18 protein-coding genes are annotated in these 19,696 nt (G+C 71.1%); 8 read left to right on the top strand and 10 right to left on the bottom strand.

The window, feature by feature from the left end; genetic code table 11:
- Nucleotides 1-77: 77 nt before the first annotated feature.
- Nucleotides 78-1,181 carry a succinyldiaminopimelate transaminase gene (dapC, locus tag ACLQ2S_RS00365; protein WP_155214911.1) on the bottom strand — a complete coding sequence of 368 codons (1,104 nt, stop codon included), beginning with the start codon at nt 1,179-1,181 and terminating at the stop codon, nt 78-80.
- The gene (gene fdxA, locus ACLQ2S_RS00370) at nt 1,178-1,504 is read right to left on the bottom strand and encodes a ferredoxin (protein WP_007464872.1); all 327 of its coding nucleotides are present in this window, start codon (nt 1,502-1,504) and stop codon (nt 1,178-1,180) included. Before fdxA ends, dapC begins: the two co-directional genes overlap by 4 nt.
- Before the next feature lie 78 nt (nt 1,505-1,582).
- On the opposite strand from fdxA, the gene ACLQ2S_RS00375 reads away from it, so the two are divergent.
- The gene (locus ACLQ2S_RS00375; protein ID WP_309222533.1) at nt 1,583-2,593 is read left to right on the top strand and encodes a GNAT family N-acetyltransferase; all 1,011 of its coding nucleotides are present in this window, start codon (nt 1,583-1,585) and stop codon (nt 2,591-2,593) included.
- 9 nt (nt 2,594-2,602) lie between these two features.
- On the opposite strand, the gene ACLQ2S_RS00380 is transcribed toward ACLQ2S_RS00375, so the two are convergent.
- The 3 genes from ACLQ2S_RS00380 to mshB form a co-directional block, all read right to left on the bottom strand.
- Complete coding sequence (locus ACLQ2S_RS00380; RefSeq protein WP_155214650.1) at nt 2,603-3,067, bottom strand: hypothetical protein; 465 nt, start codon at nt 3,065-3,067, stop codon at nt 2,603-2,605.
- Nucleotides 3,068-3,148: 81 nt separating this feature from the next.
- Nucleotides 3,149-3,583, bottom strand: a complete 435-nt coding sequence (locus tag ACLQ2S_RS00385; RefSeq protein ID WP_425700913.1) for a hypothetical protein — start codon at nt 3,581-3,583, stop codon at nt 3,149-3,151.
- A gap of 14 nt (nt 3,584-3,597) precedes the next feature.
- Nucleotides 3,598-4,557, bottom strand: a complete 960-nt coding sequence (gene mshB / locus ACLQ2S_RS00390; protein WP_309222532.1) for an N-acetyl-1-D-myo-inositol-2-amino-2-deoxy-alpha-D-glucopyranoside deacetylase — start codon at nt 4,555-4,557, stop codon at nt 3,598-3,600.
- Between the two features lie 86 nt (nt 4,558-4,643).
- On the opposite strand from mshB, the gene ACLQ2S_RS00395 reads away from it, so the two are divergent.
- The 6 genes from ACLQ2S_RS00395 (at nt 4,644) to ACLQ2S_RS00420 (ending at nt 13,915) form a co-directional block, all read left to right on the top strand.
- Complete coding sequence (locus ACLQ2S_RS00395; protein ID WP_425700890.1) at nt 4,644-6,791, top strand: prolyl oligopeptidase family serine peptidase; 2,148 nt, start codon at nt 4,644-4,646, stop codon at nt 6,789-6,791.
- Between the two features lie 94 nt (nt 6,792-6,885).
- Complete coding sequence (locus ACLQ2S_RS00400) at nt 6,886-8,322, top strand: TldD/PmbA family protein (RefSeq protein WP_425700891.1); 1,437 nt, start codon at nt 6,886-6,888, stop codon at nt 8,320-8,322.
- A gap of 73 nt (nt 8,323-8,395) precedes the next feature.
- Nucleotides 8,396-9,817, top strand: a complete 1,422-nt coding sequence (locus tag ACLQ2S_RS00405) for a TldD/PmbA family protein (RefSeq protein WP_425700892.1) — start codon at nt 8,396-8,398, stop codon at nt 9,815-9,817.
- Nucleotides 9,818-10,086: 269 nt separating this feature from the next.
- Nucleotides 10,087-10,893, top strand: coding sequence for a hypothetical protein (locus tag ACLQ2S_RS00410; protein ID WP_155214648.1), 807 nt, complete (start codon nt 10,087-10,089; stop codon nt 10,891-10,893).
- A gap of 11 nt (nt 10,894-10,904) precedes the next feature.
- Nucleotides 10,905-12,845, top strand: coding sequence for a fumarate reductase/succinate dehydrogenase flavoprotein subunit (locus ACLQ2S_RS00415; RefSeq protein ID WP_155214647.1), 1,941 nt, complete (start codon nt 10,905-10,907; stop codon nt 12,843-12,845).
- A complete protein-coding gene (locus ACLQ2S_RS00420) occupies nt 12,845-13,915 on the top strand; it encodes a succinate dehydrogenase/fumarate reductase iron-sulfur subunit (protein ID WP_155214646.1) in 1,071 nt (356 codons plus the stop codon). The genes ACLQ2S_RS00415 and ACLQ2S_RS00420 overlap by 1 nt, the downstream gene beginning before the upstream one ends.
- A gap of 123 nt (nt 13,916-14,038) precedes the next feature.
- On the opposite strand, the gene ACLQ2S_RS00425 is transcribed toward ACLQ2S_RS00420, so the two are convergent.
- Nucleotides 14,039-14,482: a (deoxy)nucleoside triphosphate pyrophosphohydrolase gene (locus tag ACLQ2S_RS00425; protein WP_309222529.1), complete on the bottom strand. Its 444-nt coding sequence runs from the start codon at nt 14,480-14,482 to the stop codon at nt 14,039-14,041.
- 182 nt (nt 14,483-14,664) lie between these two features.
- Between ACLQ2S_RS00425 and ACLQ2S_RS00430 the strand changes: the two genes are divergently transcribed.
- A complete protein-coding gene (locus tag ACLQ2S_RS00430; protein ID WP_155214644.1) occupies nt 14,665-14,970 on the top strand; it encodes a 4a-hydroxytetrahydrobiopterin dehydratase in 306 nt (101 codons plus the stop codon).
- On the opposite strand, the gene ACLQ2S_RS00435 is transcribed toward ACLQ2S_RS00430, so the two are convergent.
- Genes ACLQ2S_RS00435 through ACLQ2S_RS00450 form a run of 4 tightly spaced genes read right to left on the bottom strand, consistent with a single transcriptional unit; the run spans nt 14,957 to nt 19,663 of the window.
- Nucleotides 14,957-15,550: a hypothetical protein gene (locus ACLQ2S_RS00435; RefSeq protein WP_155214643.1), complete on the bottom strand. Its 594-nt coding sequence runs from the start codon at nt 15,548-15,550 to the stop codon at nt 14,957-14,959. The two genes, ACLQ2S_RS00430 and ACLQ2S_RS00435, sit on opposite strands and share 14 nt — an antisense overlap.
- On the bottom strand, nt 15,547-17,892 hold the full coding sequence (locus tag ACLQ2S_RS00440) for a DEAD/DEAH box helicase (RefSeq protein WP_425700893.1): 2,346 nt from the start codon (nt 17,890-17,892) through the stop codon (nt 15,547-15,549). The genes ACLQ2S_RS00435 and ACLQ2S_RS00440 overlap by 4 nt, the downstream gene beginning before the upstream one ends.
- Entirely contained in the window at nt 17,889-18,707 is an 819-nt protein-coding gene (locus ACLQ2S_RS00445; RefSeq protein WP_425700894.1) for an ABC transporter permease, read from the bottom strand. Before ACLQ2S_RS00445 ends, ACLQ2S_RS00440 begins: the two co-directional genes overlap by 4 nt.
- A complete protein-coding gene (locus tag ACLQ2S_RS00450; RefSeq protein WP_425700895.1) occupies nt 18,704-19,663 on the bottom strand; it encodes an ATP-binding cassette domain-containing protein in 960 nt (319 codons plus the stop codon). The genes ACLQ2S_RS00445 and ACLQ2S_RS00450 overlap by 4 nt, the downstream gene beginning before the upstream one ends.
- Nucleotides 19,664-19,696: the final 33 nt, after the last annotated feature.

The raw sequence follows: 19,696 nt of genomic DNA on the forward strand, positions 1-19,696 counted from the left end.
GACGTGATACCGGCAGCCGCTCGGGGTGTCTGCCGGAGGCCGCTCGACATCGCCCTCCCGGCGGCCGTCCGGCGTGCTCAGGACAGGCGGTCGGCGACCGCCGCGATCCGCTCGTCGGACTCGGTCAACGCCGCCCGGACGTACTGTCGGGCGCCGGGACCGTAGAAGACCCCGGCGGCGACCAGGATGCCCCGCCGGGCCAACCAGTCGACCGTGTCCCAGCAGTCCTCGCCACGGGTCAACCACAGGTAGAGCCCCGCCTCGGAGTGCTCCACGGTGAACCCGGCACCGGTGAAGGCCGCCCGCAGCACCGTCCGGCGCGCGCGGTACCGCTCCTTCTGCTCGTCGGCGTGGCGCTCGTCGTGCAGGGCCGCCGTCATGGCCGCCTGCACCGGCGCCGGCACGATCATCCCCGCGTGTTTGCGGATCTTGAGCAGCTCGGCCACCAGCGCGGGATCGCCGGCCACGAAGCCGGCCCGGTAGCCGGCCAAGTTGGATCGCTTGGACAGCGAATGCACCGCCAGCACCGAGTCGTACGAGCCGCCGCACACCTCGGGCGAGAGCACCGACACCGGCTCGGCGTCCCAACCCAGCGGCAGGTAGCACTCGTCGCTGGCCACCACCGCGCCGCGCTCACGCGCCCAGTCCACCACCTTGCGCAGGTGGGCGGCGGGCAGCACCCGCCCGGTCGGGTTGCCCGGCGAGTTCACCCAGACCAGCCGGACCCGGGGAGTCGGGCCGACGGCGGTCAGCGAGTCGGCGCGCACCGTGGTGGCCCCGGCCAACTGCACGCCGTCGGAGTAGGTCGGGTAGGCGATCGAAGGGACCACCACGACGTCACCCGGGCCCACCCCGAGCAGGGTGGGCAACCAGGCGACCAGCTCCTTGGACCCGATCGTCGGCAGCACCCCGAGCCCGTCCGGCTGCGCACCACAGGCCCGCGACACCCAACCTGTGATCGCCTCCCGCAGCGCCACGCTCCCGGCGGTCAACGGATAGCCGGGCGCGTCCGAGGCGTCCGCCAGGGCCTGCCGGATCACCTGCGGCACCGGGTCGACGGGCGTACCCATCGAAAGGTTGATCAGGCCGTCCGGATGCGCCGCGGCCAGCGTGGCCGCGGCGTCCAGGGTGTCCCAGGTGAACTCGGGCAGACGCGACGAGACCGGGGCAGGGCGGTTCAGTGGCCCTCGCCGCGAGGTGGCTGCGCGGCGACGAAGGTGGCGTCCTTCTCCACCTTGCCGATCTTCGAAGCGCCACCGGGCGAGCCGAGGTCCTCGAAGAACTCGTAGTTGGCGCCGGTGTAGTCCTTCCACTGCTCCGGGACGTCGTCCTCGTAGAAGATCGCCTCCACCGGGCAGACAGGCTCACAGGCACCACAGTCGACGCACTCGTCGGGGTGGATGTAGAGCATCCGGTTGCCCTCGTAAATGCAGTCGACCGGGCACTCCTCGATGCATGCCTTGTCGAGCACATCCACGCACGGCTCGGCGATGATGTAGGTCACCGGTCTTCTCCTCCGCAAGACACGCCGCGATCACCCGCGACGGTAAGAGCCTAGTATCTCGCCGGGAGGAGGTCGATCGTGCTCCGAGAGCAAGACTTGGGACACCGAATCGTGGTGCGGCGGCGCGTCGGCGTACGCGGTGGTCGGCCGGTCTACTCCGACTCCCTCGGCGAACTGGTCGAGCTGACCGAGACGCATCTCACGCTGACCACCCGCCAGGGGCGGCTCCGTGTGCCGATCGACGAGGTGCACCGGGCCAAACGCGTCCCGGCGGCGCGGCGACCGACCGCCGCCGCCATGATCGAGTTGGAACGCGCCGCCGACGAGGCGTGGCCCGCGCCCGTCCGAGCGCGTCTCGGCGACTGGCTGCTGCGCGCTGCCGACGGCTGGACCGGCCGGGCCAACTCGGCCCTGCCGGTGGGTGATCCGGACCGTCCGCTGCCGGACGCGGTGGACGCGGTGCAACGCTGGTACGTCGGACACGGCCAACCAGCCCTGGTCAACACGCCGCTACCACTGGCCGCACCGGTCGGCACCGAACTCGACCGGCGGGGTTGGGCCAGCCGCCCGCCGGTGCTGGTGCAGACCGCCCCGCTCGCCACCGTCGTCCCGGCGGCACCGGACGACCCGAGCTCGACCGCACCCGGCGGCACCGGGACGGCAGATGCGGACGGCGGCGCCGGCGACTTCGTCGTCGAGTTGGCCGCCGCACCGTCAGCGGACTGGCTCACCGTGGCGGCCGGACGCAAGGGCGGGCTGCCCGACGCGGCCCGGCACGTGCTCACCGCCGTGGACCAGATCCGCTTCGCCCACGTGCACGTCGACGGCGCGCTCGCCGCGATCGGCCGTGGCACGGTCACCGGCGGGGGGCGTTGGCTCGGACTGTGTCTGATCGAGGTGGTGCCCGCCGCACGCCGACAGGGGCTCGCCACCCGACTGATCCGGGAACTCGCCGCCTGGGCCGCCGGCATCGGCGCGACCGACGCGTTCCTCCAGGTCGAGCAGAGCAACACCGACGCGGTCGCGCTCTACCGGAAGCTGGGCTTCACCACCCACCACACCTATCTCACCCGCGTCGCGCCGAGCTGACCCGATGGGTCAGCGGCGGACCACGCGGCGGGGCTTGGTCGCGGTGGACTCGGCGAACCGTTGCAGGTTGCGGGACCGGTGGTCGCGACCGAGTGTGACCAGCAGCAGGTAGCCCAGCATCGTGCCGACGGTGGTCGCCACCAGGTAGAGCCCGATCTGCGCGAAGAAGGTGCTGCCACCACCGGCGAACGGGTTCTGGCCGACCGACAGCGGCCCGATCAGCACGGTCAGCCCGACCGCGATGCCGATCGCGGCGGCCACGTCACTGGCCCACTCGGCCAACGGACGCCGCTCACCCCAGACGAAGGCGACCCCGGCCAGGATCAGGCCGATCACGACGAACATTCCGAGCGACACCCGGTCGGCGGCGCTGTCGTCGCCGTCGAAGCCGAGCCGGATGATCAACCGGGCGACCACGTTGACCGCGAACAGTGCGATCGCGAGCACACCAACCGCACGCCACCGCTGTGCCATGACACGCCTCCCGCCGTACGGCCCGCCCGGATGGCGGGTCTCCTGGCAGGAATATCTATCACTCGACGCTGAACGTCGTCATTACCGCTTGAGGGCCGGTGCCGGTGCGAGGATCGACCGGAACGCCATCACCGTGAAAGTCATCGCACCGCCCACCACCAGGGTGAGGCCGACCCAGTTCCCGACGAGCAGGACGTCGCCCTCGTTGGTCCGGTCGGCGGCGATCACCATGATCACCACCCAGGGCACCGCCGGCAGCACCACCGCCCAGCGACGGCCGACAGTCTCCACGGCGAACCAGCTCAGCACGATGTTCGTGGCCACGGCCACCAGCACCGCGACGCCGATCAGATACCCACCGACCCGCAGCGGGGCGAGCAGCAGCTCCAGCACCGCGGACAGCACCGCCGCCACGACGGCGAACAATCCCCCGGCCGTCCGCAGGCCGACGTCCACCGGACGCCGCCACCACCGGCTCGGCCGGGGCGGCTGCTGCTCCTGCGGGGCGACCGACATCGCGGCGGGCAGGGTCACCGGTGACCGACCGAGGCGGCCGCCCGGTTGACCGGGCCACCGACCACGGGCGGACCAGCCGCCACGTCCGGCGTCGCCGCCGCCAACCCGGCGAACAGGTCCGACTCCCAGCCGTACCGGCCCCGGCCCGGCCCCTTCTCCCCCCTGGCCAGGGTGAAGTACTCCACCCCCATGAACTCGGCACCGAAGTTGCCGGCGATCGAGTACAGCCAGGAGGTGGCCGGGATCTGGGTCGCGTGGGCGCGCATCGCGGCCTCCTTCGCGGCGTGCTGCTCGGTAGCGTCGATACGCGCCGCGATCTCCTCGTCCGGGGTGCAGAACGGCAACTCGGTGGCGTCGGTGATGCCGGCGAAGGGGTTGTCCGACGCCTCCGCGAAGTGCGTCATACCCGCCTCCAGCACGCTGCGGGGCATCGCCGTCCAGTAGACCTTCGCCGGTGCGAGCCCCTCGGCGGCGGCCAGTTCCACGGCCCGCATGGTCACCCGGTGCGCCTGGATGTGGTCGGGGTGACCGTAGAAGCCGTTCTCGTCATACGTGATGGCCACCTGCGGGCGTACCTCTCGGATGATCTCCAGCAGGTACCCGGCGGCCTCGTCCAGGTCCGCCCCCCAGAAAGCCCGGGGGTGCTCGTTGGTCGGCAGGCCCATCATCCCGGAGTCCCGGTAGCGACCGGCACCGCCGAGGAACCGGTGGTCCGTGACGCCCAGTTCGGCACAGGCGGCGGCCAGCTCGGCGATCCGGTACCCGCCGAGCTGGTCGGCCTCGGTCGCGGCGAGCCCGGCCAACTCCGGTACGTGGATCTCGCCCTCCTCACCGAGGGTGCAGGTCACCAGGGTGACGTGGGCACCCATGGCCGCGTAGTAGGCCATGGTCGACCCGGTGCCGATGGACTCGTCGTCGGGGTGCGCGTGGACCAGCAACAGGCGGCGGTCGGGCAGCGTCGTCACGACGGTCACTCTAACCGGCGGTTCTCGTCCGCCGGCTCCGACGCGTCCGCGCAGGTCGCTCACATTGCGCCCGGTACCGGCCTACCATCTGGCCTGTGGACTTTCCGGAGCTGGCCGCCCGCACCCGCAGGTTCAGCCACGGGGCGCCGCGTGCCCTCTCCGTGGCCGACGACGGTGCCCGGGTGGTCTTCCTGCGCTCGGCGGGCCCGGAGGACCCAGCCGACGCGCTCTGGCTGCTGGACCTGGCAACCGGAACGGAACGGCTGGTCGCCGACCCGGGCACCCTGCTCGGTGGCGAGGTCGACCCCGACGCGCTGAGCCCGGGCGAACGGGCCCGGCGGGAGCGACTGCGGTTGACCGCCTCCGGCATCGGCTCGTACGCCCTCGACAGTGCCGGACGGGTGGCGGTATTCGCGCTGGCCGGGCGACTCTTCCGGGCTGACCTGGTGCACGGCGACGTGATCGAGGTGCCGGCCGTCGGGCCGGTGCTCGACCCCCGACCGGATCCGAGCGGACAACGGCTGGCCTACGTGACCGACGCCGCCGAGGGGGTGCGCCGGGGCGAGCTGCGGGTGATCGACACCGACGGCACCGACACCATGCTGGCCGGTGAGGACTCCGGGGTGTGCTGGGGTCTGGCCGAGCACATCGCGGCGGAGGAGTTCGGGCGGCACCGCGGCTACTGGTGGGCACCGGACGGCCGGTCGGTGCTCGCCGCCCGGGTGGACGAGTCGCGGCTGCCCCGCTGGCACCTGCACGACCCCGCACAGCCGGGCAGCGCGCCGACCAGCGTGGCGTACCCGGTGGCCGGTGGCCCCAACGCCGAGGTCAGTCTGCACCTGCTCGACCTCGACGGCGGCTGGGTCGACGTGCACTGGGACCGGGAGACGTACCCGTACCTGACCGCGGTGCACTGGGGCGAGGGCGCGCCGCTGATCACCGTGTTGCGCCGTGCCCAGCAGCACGGTCTGGTGCTCGCCGTCGACCCGCGTACCGGGGAGACCCAGGTGCACGCCGAGCTGGCCGACCCGCGCTGGGTCGAGCCGATCCCGGGCACGCCCGCGCACCTGCCCGACGGGCGGGTGCTGGTCGGCGGCGAGCTGGCCCACGACGGGTACGACGCGCGCTGCCTGTTCGCCGACGGCACGCTGCTGACCCCGCCCTCGCTCTACGTGCGCCGGGTGATCGGTCGGCTGGCCTGCGCCAACGGTCCGGCGGACCTGCTGGTCGAGGCGAGCGACGGCGAGCCGAGCGAACAGCATCTGTTCCGGGTCCGCACCAGCATCGGCGGCGGAGTGGACGCCCGCCGGTTGACCACCGACGCCGGCTGGCACGTCGGGGCGGTCGGTGGCGGAGTGCTGGTCGTCGGCAGCGCCACGCTGGACCATCCGGGCGTCCGGTGGACGGTGTTCCAGGACGATCAGGAGGTCACCACGCTGCGGTCGCTGGCCGCCACACCCAGCTACTCACCACTGCCGCTGCTGGAGCGGGTGACCGATCGTCGGCTCCCCTCGGCGGTGCTCTACCCGGACAACCACGTCACGGGCCGCCGGTTGCCGGTCCTGCTGGACGTCTACGGCGGCCCGGGGCACCAGGAGGTGGTGGCCGCGCGCTCGGCCTGGCTGGAGCGGCAGTGGTGGGCCGACGCCGGTTTCGCGGTGGTGGTGACCGACAACCGGGGTACGCCGGGCATCGCCCCGTCGTACGAGAAGGCCATCCACCGGCGGGTCGCCGACGTGGTCCTGCTCGACCAGGTGGAGGCGCTCACCGCGCTCGCCGACAAGCACCCTGACCTGGACCTGGGCCGGGTCGCGGTGCGCGGCTGGTCGTTCGGCGGTTGGTTGGCGGGCCTGGCGGTGTTGCGGCATCCGGAGCTGTTCCGGTGCGGCATCGCCGGAGCGCCGGTCACCGACTGGGCCCTGTACGACACCGCGTACACCGAGCGGTACCTGGGCCTGCCCGCCGACGGCGAGGACGTCTACGCACACCATTCACTGGTGGAGCTGGCCGCCGAACCGGTCACCGACCCGGCACACGCCCGACCGCTGCTGCTGGTGCACGGCATGGTCGACGACAACGTGGTGGCGGCGCACACGCTGCGACTGTCGGCGGCGTTGCTGGCCGCCGGTCGGCCGCACTCGGTGCTGCCGTTGACCGGCGCCACCCACATGGCCGCCGGTGGCACCGCCGAACGCCTCCTCCGCCTGGAACTCGACTTCGTCCGTACCCACCTGGGGGTGTGAGCGCCGCACGACGATGCCGTCCGGGCACCCGGAGGGCGCGACGATGGGTGCAGCTCCCCTGACGGTTGTCGGTCGGCTGGCCTAGGGTCGGGCCATGAGCGAGTTCGACGTGGCCGAGGCAGCGGTGCAGGCGGCGCTGGACGCGGGGGCCCGCTACGCCGACGTCCGGGTGATGCACCGACGCTACGAGTCGATGACCGCCCGCAACGGCGACATCGAGTCGCTGTCCCAGGACGAGAGCGTCGGCCTGGGCGTACGCGCGCTCGTCGGGTCGAGTTGGGGCTTCCACGCCACACCGGAGCTGTCCGAGCGGGCGGCCCGCGACGCCGGCCACCGGGCCGGGCGGATCGCGGCGGCCAGTGGCCTGGTCCCCGGCCCGCCGGTCGACCTGGTCGCCACCACCCCGACCACGGCGAGCTGGTCCTCGCCCTGTCAGCTGGATCCGCTCGGCGTCTCCCTCGCCGCGAAGGGTGACCTGCTGGTGGCGGCCACCCGCACCATGACCGAGCACGGCGCCGACATCACCGAGGGGCTCTACCAGATCTGGGACACCTCGAAGTGGTTCGTCTCCAGCGAGGGGCATCGCATCGACCAGCACATCCGGGAATGCGGCGCGGGCATCTCGGCCACCTCGGTCGGAGACGGCGAGACCCAACGTCGGTCCTGGCCCAGCTACCGCGGCCAGTACGGCACCACCGGCTGGGAGTTGGTCGACTCGCTCGACCTGACCGCGCACGCGGCACGGATCGCCGAGGAGTCACGGGCACTGCTGACCGCGCCGCTGTGCCCCAGCGGCGAGACCGACCTGATCCTCGGCGGCGAGCAGTTGGCCCTACAGATCCACGAGTCGGTCGGGCACGCCATCGAGCTGGACCGCATCCTCGGCTGGGAGGCCGCCTTCGCCGGCACCTCATGGCTGGATCTCGGGCAGCTCGGCTCGCTGCGGTACGGCTCCGAGCTGATGAACATCACCATCGACCCGACCATCCCCGGGGCGCTGGGCAGCTTCGGCTACGACGACGAGGGTTCACCGGCGGCCAAGCGCGACGCGGTGCGGGACGGCCGGTGGGTGGGCGTGCTGGCGGGTCGGGACTCGGCCGCCGTGGCGGGGCTCGACCACGGCGGCAGCGTACGCGCCGACGGGTGGGCGCGACTGCCGATGGTGCGGATGACGAACGTCGGGCTGGAGCCGGGCCCGCACACCCTGGAGGAGATCGTCGCCGCCACCGACCAGGGAGTACTGATGGACGTCAACCGGTCGTGGTCGATCGACGACAAGCGGTTGAACTTCCAGTTCGGCTGCGAGATCGGTTGGGAGATCCGCAACGGCCGACGAGGGCGGATGCTGCGCAATCCGACGTACACCGGCATCGGCCCGCTGTTCTGGCGTTCGATGGACATGCTCTCCTCGGAGATCGTGCCGTGGGGCACACCGAACTGTGGCAAGGGCCAGCCGGGCCAGATCGGGCACACCGGGCACCCGGCGGCACCGGCCCGCTTCCGCAACGTCCGGGTGGGGGTACGCGCGTGATCGAGCAGCAGTGGACGAGTCGTCGGTATGGGGTGGTGACGCCGTACGACCCGGCCGATCACGGGGGTGCGGCGTGAGTGGCGTACCGGCACGAGCCGTCGAGGACGAGTCGGACATCGCCGGCCGGGTGGTGGATCTGGTCACCCGGTTGGCCGGGGCGAGCGCGCAGGCGGAGGTCACGGTGACCCGGTCCGAGTCGGCGTTGACCCGATTCGCGAACTCGGCGATCCACCAGAACGTGGCCTCGTCCTCCGTGGACGTCCGGCTGCGGGTCCACCTGGCCGGGCGTACCGCCTCGGGCAGCGGGAACACGGTCACCGCCGACGGGTTGCGCACCCTGGTCGAACGGGTCCTGACGGCGGCCCGGTTCATCGCGCCGGATCCGGCCTGGCCGGGGCTCGCCCCGCCGGCATCGGTGTCGCCATCGCCGGGATGGGATCCGGCCACGGCCCACGCCGAGCCCGCTGAGCGGGCCGCCCTGGTCCGGGCGTTCGTCGACGCGGCCGGCGGGTTGGAGACCGCCGGCTACTGCCGTACGGGTCACCGGGTGGCGGCGTTCGCCAACTCGGCGGGCCACTACACGCGGGGCCAGGCGGCCGACGCGGCGATGGACGGGATCGCTCGGGCCGGTGGCGCGGACAGCACCGCCCGGCAGCACGTCGACCGGCTCGCCGACCTCGACGGTGCCGCCCTGGGGAGCCGGGCCGCCGCGAAGGCCCGGGCGGCCGCCCGCCCGGTCGAGCTGCCCCCCGGGCGTTATCCGGTGGTGTTGGAGCCGGCGGCCGTCGCGGACCTGTTGGAGAACCTGGCCTGGTACGGCTTCAACGGGCGTCGCTACGCCGACCGGCAGTCGTTCGCCGCCCCCGGAGTGGCCCAGTTCGACCGCGCGGTGACGCTGGTCGACGATCCGCTCGCGGCCTCAGGGCTGGCGTTCGATCTGGAGGGCACCCCACGGCGGGCACTGACCCTGGTGGACGCGGGCACCACCAGCGCCGTCACCCACGATCGGCGTACCGCCGCGGAGCTGGATGCCGCCTCCACGGGTCACGCCTGGGCCGGCAGCGCCACCATCGGCCCGATCCCCCGCAACCTCCGTCTGCGATCCGCCGGACTGGCGGCGGAGGTGACCGCACCGACCGGTGGCCCGGGAAGCGACGGCGCGATCGGCGACCCGGACACCGCCGCCCTGGTCTCCCGGATGGAGCGCGGCCTGCTGGTCAGCGACCTCTGGTACACCCGGGTCCTGGATCCGTTGAGTCTGGTCGTCACCGGCCTGACCCGCAACGGGTTGTGGCTGGTCGAGGACGGTCAGGTCACCCGTGCGGTCCGCGACCTGCGCTTCACCGAGTCGTACCCCCGCGCGCTCGCTCCCGGCGCGGTGCTGGAGGTGGGTCGACACGCGGTACGCCTGCCGGATCGCGCGGACGGCGGCTGGTGGGAGGCGCCGTCGTTGCGGCTGGCCTCGTGGAACTTCACCGGTGGGGCCTCCGGCTGACCGTTCGGGCCCGCTGGACGATCTTTTCCGCACGCTCACAGATTGATCTTGTTGAGAGGCTTTCCAAAGTGCGGGACACACGGGACACTGCCTTGCGCGGACGGCCCGCCGAGATCGGCGTAACGTGTGTCACTTAGCTGCTCCGGTACGCCCGGTGCGGTCGTTGGTGTGCGCATGACGCGGTATGCGGGCACGGGTTCGCCCGGTCCGCCTGCCGCCCGGAAGTGTTCCGCCGCCCGTGACAGGGCCCCGTCAGGGAGACGACGCGAATGACATCATCGGCAACGAAACCGCAGGGTGTGCGCGCACGCGCCGCCATAGCGGCGAAGACGTTGCGGACGGACCGCTGGTGGTTTGCCCCGCTGATCACCGTCATCGGGCTCAGCGCGTGGGTAGCGTACGCGACGGTCCGGGTCTTCATGCACAAGTGGTACTGGGTCGAGGACTACCACTATCTGACCCCGTTCTACTCCCCGTGCGTGACCGACCGGTGCCTGCCGGAGGCCTCCCACTTCGGGCAGTACCTGCCCGGCTGGTGGATCATCCCGGACGCCGCGTTCACCCTGCCGTTCCTGCTGCTGTTCCGGCTCACCTGCTACTACTACCGCAAGGCGTACTACCGGTCGTTCTGGCTGTCGCCGCCGGCCTGCGCGGTGCCCGACGCGCACGCCTCCTACGGCGGTGAGACCCGCTTCCCGCTGATCGTGCAGAACTCGCACCGGTACTTCTTCTACTTCGCCGCGATCATCTCGCTGATCAACACCTGGGACGCGATTGCCGCCTTCCGCAGCCCCGAGGGCTTCGGCTTCGGGCTGGGCAACCTGATCCTGCTCGGCAACGTGGTCATGCTCTGGGCGTACACGATCTCCTGCCACTCCTGCCGGCACATCATCGGCGGGCGGCTCAAGCACTTCTCCAAGCATCCCGTCCGCTACCGCGCCTGGGGCTACGTCTCCTGGCTCAACGTCCGGCACATGCAGCTCGCCTGGATCACGCTCGGCACGCTGGCGCTGACCGACTTCTACGTCATGTCCGTCTCCGCCGGGTGGATCTCCGACCTGCGGTTCATCAACTGAGGGCCCCTGACATGACGACCACTACCACTCGCATCGAACGACACCACTACGACGTCGTCGTGATCGGGGCCGGCGGCGCCGGCCTGCGCGCGGCGATCGAGGCGCGGCTGGCCGGCAAGAAGACCGCCATCATCTCCAAGTCGCTGTTCGGCAAGGCGCACACCGTGATGGCCGAGGGCGGAGCCGCCGCGGCCATGGGGAACGTGAACAGCCGGGACAACTGGCAGGTGCACTTCCGGGACACCATGCGCGGCGGCAAGTTCCTGAACAACTTCCGGATGGCGGAACTGCACGCCAAGGAGGCACCGCAGCGGATCTGGGAGCTGGAGACGTACGGTGCGCTGTTCGACCGCACCAAGGACGGCAAGATCTCGCAGCGCAACTTCGGCGGCCACGAGTACCCCCGGCTGGCCCACGTCGGTGACCGGACGGGGCTGGAGCTGATCCGTACCCTCCAGCAGAAGATCGTCTCGTTGCAGCAGGAGGACAAGCGCGAGCACGGCTCGTACGACGCGCGGATCAAGGTCTTCTCCGAGACCACCATCACCGAGCTGCTGCTCGACGGTGACCGGATCGCCGGCGCGTTCGGCTACTACCGGGAGTCCGGCGAGTTCGTCCTCTTCGAGGCGCCCGCCGTGGTGCTCGCCACCGGCGGTGTCGGTCGGTCCTACAAGGTCACCTCGAACTCCTGGGAGTACACCGGGGACGGTCACGCGTTGGCGCTGCGTGCCGGGGCCACCCTGATCAACATGGAGTTCCTCCAGTTCCACCCCACCGGCATGGTCTGGCCGCCGTCGGTCAAGGGCATCCTGGTCACCGAGTCGGTACGCGGTGACGGCGGGATCCTGAAGAACACCGAGGGCAAGCGGTTCATGTTCGACTACGTCCCCGACGTCTTCCGCAAGCAGTACGCGGAGACGCCCGAGGAGGCGGACCGCTGGTACACCGACCCGGACAACAACCGGCGTCCGCCGGAGCTGCTGCCCCGTGACGAGGTGGCGCGGGCGATCAACAGCGAGGTCAAGGCCGGTCGGGGTACGCCGGCCGGCGGCGTCTACCTGGACATCGCCTCCCGGCTGCCGGCCGAGGAGATCCGACGTCGTCTGCCGTCGATGCACCACCAGTTCAAGGGGCTGGCCGACGTCGACATCACCAAGGAGCCGATGGAGGTCGGCCCGACCTGCCACTACGTGATGGGCGGGGTGGAGGTGGACCCGGACAGCGGCGCCGCGTACGGCTCGGTGCGTGGGCTGTTCGCCGCCGGTGAGGTCTCCGGCGGCATGCACGGCTCCAACCGGCTGGGCGGCAACTCCCTGTCCGACCTGCTGGTCTTCGGCAAGCGGGCGGGTGGCCACGCGGCCACGTACGTCGACCAGCTCGCCGGCCGACCCCGGGTGGCGGTGGCAGCGGTGGAGACCGCGGTGGAGACGGCCCTGGCGCCGTTGCAGCGGGACACCGGCGAGAACCCGTACACCCTCCAGCAGGATCTCCAGGCGGTGATGGGAGACCTGGTGGGGATCATCCGGCGGGAGGCCGAGCTGGAGGACGCGCTGGTCCGCCTGGCGGAGTTGCGCGAGCGGGTGGCGAAGGTCAGCGCCTCCGGCGGCCGGCGGTACAACCCGGGCTGGCACCTGGCGCTGGACCTGCGCAACATGCTGGTCGTTTCCGAGTGCACCGCGAAGGCGGCGTTGGAGCGGCGCGAGTCGCGCGGCGGCCACACCCGCGAGGACTTCCCCACGATGGATCCGCAGTGGCGACGGGTCAACCTGGTCTGCTCGTTGGTCGGCGACACCGTCCGGTTGGAGCGCAAGCCGCTGCCGAAGATGCGGCCCGAGCTGATCGGCCTGTTCGACCGTGCCGAGCTGGCCAAGTACCTCACCGACGAGGAGCTGACGGAGTTCGACGCCCTCGTCGCCGCCGATGCCGCTGCCGCCGAGAAGGAGAACGACTGATGGGCACGAAGCGCCAGTTCCGGATCTGGCGGGGTGACGCCGACGGTGGCGACCTTCAGGACTACACGGTCGAGGTCAACGAGGGCGAGGTTGTCCTCGACGTGATCCACCGGTTGCAGGCGACCGACGCACCCGATTTGGCCTGTCGGTGGAACTGCAAGGCCGGCAAGTGCGGCTCCTGCTCGATGGAGATCAACGGGATGCCGAAGCTCGGCTGCATGACCCGGATGTCGACGTTCGAGGAGGACGAGACGATCACGGTGACCCCGTTGCGGACGTTCCCGGTCATCCGGGACCTGGTCACCGACGTGTCGTTCAACTACGAGAAGGCCCGGGAGACGCCCGCGTTCGCTCCCCCGAGCGATCTGGCGCCCGGTGAGTACCGGATGCAGCAGGTCGACGTGGAACGCTCGCAGGAGTTCCGCAAGTGCATCGAGTGCTTCCTGTGTCAGAACGTCTGCCACGTCATCCGGGACCACGACGAGAACAAGCAGGCGTTCTCCGGCCCCCGGTACTTCATCCGGGCCGCCGAACTGGACATGCACCCGCTGGACGCCCGGACCGACCGGAAGGACTACGCGCAGACCGAACAGGGTCTCGGCTTCTGCAACATCACCAAGTGCTGCACCGAGGTCTGCCCCGAGCACATCAAGATCACCGACAATGGGATCATCCCCATGAAGGAGCGGGTCGTCGACCGCAGGTACGATCCACTTGTATGGCTCGGTAGCAAGATCTTCCGGAGGGGTCAGGTGCCTCAGACCAGCGTGACCAGCGGACACTCCCCGGGCGCGGTGCGCTCCAGCGCCGCGAGCGGCGGTGTGCACTCCCACGCGGGTGGGTCGCACGACGCCCAGGCCGAGACGCAGGCCCAGCAGGGCGTGAACTGGCACCGCGAGGTGCCCCATCCCACCGCCCCGGCGGTCGACGCCAGCGGGAAGCTCCCCCTGACGGAGCTCACCTTCGACCGTGCTGCGGCGCCGTCGCCCTTCGGTGACGACGTCACCTTCCCCCTGCCGCCGGAGCACCTCAACTTCGCGCACCCCGAGCAGGACGAGCGCGACCACTGAGCACCCGAGCAACACCCGGGGGCCGTGGCATTCGCCACGGCCCCCGTCCCGTTCCCACCCCCAACTCGTCGATCAAGAAGTTCTGGTCACCGGAGAGCGTTCTCCGCGACCAAAACTTCTTGATCATCGCGGGGATTGGAGGAGGGGGCGGAGGGCGGCGACTATGGGAGCGTCGGCGGGGAGCCAGGTGACCGTGTCCAGTTCGGCGGCGGAGAGCCAGCGCAGGGCGGAGTGTTCGAGCGCCTGCGGTTGGTCACCGTGCAGCAGGCGGGCCGCGTACACCTTGAGCACCGAGCGGCCGTGCGCCATCCGGACGTCGCGGCCGACCCGCTCTCCGATCTCCACGCGTACGGCCAACTCCTCGACGCACTCGCGGGCCAACGCGGCCGTCTCGCTCTCCCCCGGCTCCACCTTGCCGCCGGGGAACTCCCACCTGCCAGCCACCTCCGGCGGGGCGGCCCTGGCGCAGGCCAGCACCCGTCCGTCGTCGATGATGGCCGCGCCGACGATCACCTTCAGATCACGTCGTACGGCGTGCCCGCCGTCGTTCGCCCGTTCGGTCCGCACGGGCGTCCAGGGTGCCAGATCAATCAGCGGTTTGGGTAGCTTGGTCGTCCGTCAGGCCAGGAATACCCGGAAGTGTGGGCGTGGACACACCCTCCGTGTGACGTAAGACTAGAGGCACCGACAAGACACGGGGCGGCGACGATTTGGCCACAAGCCGGCAACGAAGCCTGGGAGGTGCGGTGATGCGTGCGCTGTTTGGCGGTCGGGCGAAGCACGACTACCTCAGCGACGCCCTCACCCTACTGTCCGGTTGGACACGTGAGGGGGAGCAGATCCGGCGCACTCTCGTCATCGACGACACGCAGCACGCGGCACTCACCGAGCGGGTGAAGGTGGTCGCCGACGCGCTACATCTGCGCCCGGAGATCAGCCGGCGCGCCGACCGTACCCAGATCCGGGTGGGGCACGGCCAGGAACCTCTCTCCGAGGGCGAGGTCCTGCTGGCCGCCCGCATCGAGGACGCCTACCGGGCGGTCACCCAGAGCTGACCCGAGCCCCGCTCGGCACCGGTCCGAACACCTCCTCCGACGGCGGTCGTCCGCCGAGGCGGTCCAGGAGTCGTCGCGCCCGAGCCGCCGCCTCGGAGACCACGAGCCAGTCGCGGCCCCTCCCACGAAGCAGCAGCAGTGCCCAGACGTCGTCGCGGGTCGCCTCGGCGAAGGCCAGCCCGACGGCCAGCGCGTGTGCGCACGGCACCAGCCAGTCGGCGCAGTCGCACGTCGCCTCCAGGTCCGCCGGGTCGGGCACGAGCCGGGACAGGATCTCCTCGACGTCCCGCGTACGGGCTGGGGCCCCGCTCTCCAACAGTGCCACCATGACCACCGGATCGGCGTGGATGTCGCGCTCGATCTCCGCCCAACCGGCCTCGTCGATCGGGGCGATCCGCCAGTTGACGTGCCAGAACTCCGCGCCGTCCTGCACCACCCCGGAGAGTGCGCCGGGTACCGAGCCCACCGAGCGGATCATCCCCCTGCGTTTGTGACGGCGCGCGCCCTTGACCACGTCGTCGTCCAGGGCGGTGGCGTTGAAGGCATCGCGGAGCAGACCGGGCCAGGTCGGGTGGGTCATGACGAGACTCCGTTGAACGTGACGAGCGAGGCGAGGGCGGCGTCGTCGAGGTCGGCTATCCGCAGCCCCGCGTCGTCGTCGAGGATCGACTCCGACAGGGCCCGTTTGGCGTGCAGGATCGCATCGATGCGCTCCTCAAGTGTCCCTTCGCAGACGAGGCGATGGACCTGCACCGGATGGGTCTGGCCGATGCGGTGCGCGCGGTCGGTCGCCTGGTCCTCGACCGCCGGATTCCACCACTGGTCGTAGTGGATGACGTGCTCTGCGCGGGTGAGCGTGAGCCCGGTGCCGGCGGCGTGGGTGGAGAGCACCAGGTTGGCCAGCTCACCGCGCTGGAAGGCGTCGATCAGGTGCTGCCGTTGCGCGATGTCGAGTCCTCCGTGCAGGAAGTCGACTCCGACGCCCCGGTCGCGCAGGTGATCGACGATCAGCCGACCCATCGTCACGAACTGGGTGAAGACGAGCGCCGGTGAGCCCTCCGCGCTGGTGATGTCGATGATGTCGGTGAGCGCGTCGAGCTTGCCAGATCTACCGGCGAGGTGCGGGCCGGTCTCCTTGAGGTACTGGGCGGGATGGTTGCAGATCTGCTTGAGCGCGGTGAGCAGGGCGAGTATTCGCCCTCGCCGGGCGTTCTCGTCGAGGTCGGCGATGCGCGTCAGACTGTCGTCCACCACCGCCTGGTAGAGGCCGATCTGCTCGCTCGTCAGTGCGACCGCCTGGTGGGAGACGGTCTTCGCGGGCAGCTCGGGAGCGATGTCGGGGTCGTCCTTACGCCGCCGGAGCACCACCAGGCCGGTGAGCCTGGCCAGCCGGAGGCGAGGAGCCTGGGCACCGTTCCTGATCGGCCCGGAATAGTGGCGCCGGAATGCCGTCTTGCTGCTCAACAGGCCGGGGGTCGTCCAGTCGAGCAGGGCCCACAGGTCGTCGAGGCTGTTCTGGATCGGGGTGCCGCTGAGCGCGAGCCGGTGCGCGGTGGGAATGACCCGCAGCGCGTGCGCCGTCTTCGAGGAGTCGTTCTTCACCATCTGTGCCTCGTCGGCGATGACGAGCCCCCATCGGGTGGCCCTGAACAGCTCGTGGTCGTTGCGTACGGTGGCGTAGGTGGTGACCACCAGATCCGCGTCCTGATCGAGGGCCCGCGCCGCTCCGTGGTATCGGATCACGCGCTGGGTGGGGGCGAACCGTCGAGCTTCGAGTTCCCAGCTACGCAGGACCGACGCGGGACAGACGACCAGCGTCGGCGCGGTGTTGCCACGTTCCCGCAGCGCGAGATGGAACGCGATGGCCGAGACGGTCTTTCCGAGGCCCATGTCGTCGGCGAGGCAGCTGCCGAGCCCGAGTTCGGCGTTGCGCAGCAACCAGGCCAGACCGTCGAGCTGGTAGTTGCGCAGCGTGGCGTTCAGGGCCGCCGGTGGGACGACGGCGGCCGGTGTGGCGGTCAGCGCGGCGAGGTGCCGACGGGTGGCGGCCGATTCGGTGAGCGGCGCGACCTCGTCGCCCCGGATCAGGCTGCCGGACAGGATCGTCGCGGCCCGCTCACTCGGGGTCAGCCTGCGCGGCTTCTGTCGCTGGAACCTGGCCAGCTCGCGGGGGTCGTTGACGACCCAGTCGCCGCGGACCCGCACGAGGGGACGCTGGGCGGCGGCCAGTTCGGCGATCTCCTCACGGGTCAGCCGGCCGGACGGGATGCGCAGCTGCCAGTGCAGGCTGTCGTCCTCGTCGAGGCTGACGGCCACGCTGGCGCTGGCGACACCTGCCCACTCGACCTGGATGTTCGCCTCGGACAGCGCGCCGCGCCGCACCGGATCGAGCAACGCGGCCACCTCGGCACCGGTCAGCTCGGTACGGGACGTGCCGGCGGCGAGCCGGGCGACCGGATCCCAGATTCCCGCTGCGCGGCGCAGCGTGTCGCTGCTCCGACGATCGCTCGACCATCCGCTGGGGTGAAGCTGCGCCCGCCCGTCGTCGCTGACGTCGACCGACAACGTGAGCACCGGCCCGTCGCCACCGGCCTGGTCGGCCCCTCCCCCGGTCACGAAGGCGTCGACGAACAGGTCGACGGTCTCGCCACCGTCGGCGTCGACCCGGTGCCACCTGCCGCTCGCCGCGTTTCGCGCGATCCGGCGAGCGGCGACGGCCCGCACCGCCTGTAGCGCGGCGTCGCTGAGGTCGAGGAGCGACCGGGTGGCGATACGCCCATCCCGGCGGGCCGTCACGAGTGGTTCGAGGAGCTGGGCGAGGGGCACCCGCCGCTCCGTTCCGCCGCTGGCGATGGTCGCCCACCGGTCCGCCACCGTGACGTGGGAGTCCGACCCGGCGAGCAGCTGGTCGAGGTCGTTCACTTGCCCCCCTTCCGGAATCGACGGGCGGCCAGCGGCAGGTAAACCGCGGTGAGCAGCAGCGGCCACAAGGCCGCCATCGCCACCGCCTGGTCTCCGGCGAAGCTCTGGGTCGGCCATGAGGTGGCGCCCAACAGCTCACGAACGGCGGTGGCCGTCGCGGAGACCGGGTTGAGCTCGGCCAGCGTGCCCAACCAGTCGGGCATCGTCGCCGGGTTGACGAAGACGCTGGAGAGGAAGGCGATGGGCCAGGTGACGATCTGGATGTACGCGACGGACTCCACCGATCTCGCCCCGTAGCCGACGAAGATCCCGATCCACAGGAGGGCGAATCGCAGTGCGAGCAGCAGCACCAGCGCGAGGATCGCTCCCGGCACGCCGACGTCGGGTCGCCACCCCACCGCGAGGGCGAAGGCGACCATGAGCGTGAGGCTGATCAGTGAGCTGATCAGGTCGGCGGCGGCGCGGCCCAGGACGATCGCGGCCCCGTTGATGGGGTACGAACGCAGCCGGTCGTTGAGGCCACCGGTGGCGTCGGCAGCCGCCGACAGCGTGGTGGACTCCAGCCCGAAGAGCATCGTGACGGCGAACATCCCCGGGATCAGGAAGTCGACGTAGGTCGAGTCGCCCGGCACGTCGAGTGCGCCGCCGAACAGCCCGAGGAAGAGCAGCGTGACGAAGATCGGGAAGAGCCACCCGGTTGCCATCGTCCCGAGCTGTTGACGCCAGGAGCTGATGCTGCGCCGGGCGATGATCCACGAGGCGACGAGCAGCCGGGGAGCCGCGATGGCCGGGGCGGTCGTGATCGTGGTGGTCACGCGGCCTCCTCGGTGGCGGGCTCGTCGCCTGTCAGGGTCAGGAACACCTCGTCCAGGGTCGGTTTACGCAGGGTCACCTCGATGGCGGCGAGCCCCGCCCCGGTCAGCGCGTCGACGGATCGGCCCAGCACCTCGGGCGCGGTGGCGGGCAGGGTCACCGTCGATCCGGAGCTGTCCAGCCGCGCCCCGGCGTCGACGCGGACCAGCGCGGGGAGCGCGGCGTCGGCGTCGGCGTCGGTGGCGAAGCGGATCTGGACTATCGGTGGGCCGACCATCGCCTTGAGGTCGTCGGCGGAGCCCTCGGCGACGACCTTGCCACGGGCCAACAGCACGATCTTGTCCGCCAGCTCGTCCGCCTCTTCGAGATACTGCGTGGTCAGGAGGATCGTCGTGCCCTGTCGGACGAGTTCGCGCAGCGCGTTCCAGAGGTCGCGGCGGGCGGCCGGGTCGAGACCGGTGGTGGGTTCGTCGACGAAGAGGACCTGCGGGGTGACGATGAGGCTGGCCGCCAGGTCCAGCCGCCTGCGCATTCCTCCCGAGTAGCCACTGACCGCTCGGTTCGCCGCCGCGACGAGACCGAACTGCTCGATCAGCGCCTCGGCCCGCGCGGCCGACGCCGCCCGGCCCAGCCCTCGCAGGCGACCGAGGAACCGCAGATTCTGTACGGCGGTGAGCCGCTCGTCCACCGCCGCGTACTGACCGACCAGGCCGATCCGCTCGCGGACCCGTTCGGCCTCGCGACCGACGTCGTAGCCGGCGACGCGAGCGGTACCGCGATCGAAGCGCAGCAGTGTCGCCAGTCCGCGCACGGCAGTCGTCTTGCCCGCACCGTTCGGCCCGAGCAGGGCGAGCACCTGCCCCTGTTCGGCCTGCACGCTGAGGTCGTGCAGGCCCACCTCGCCGCCCTTGACGGCGTACCGCTTTCCGACCTGCTCGGCCTCGATCGCTCGGGTCATCGTCTCCCGCCCTTCCCCTACGGCATTCGGTAC

This window comes from Micromonospora sp. DT48 (assembly GCF_049844495.1).
GTDB lineage: Bacteria > Actinomycetota > Actinomycetes > Mycobacteriales > Micromonosporaceae > Micromonospora.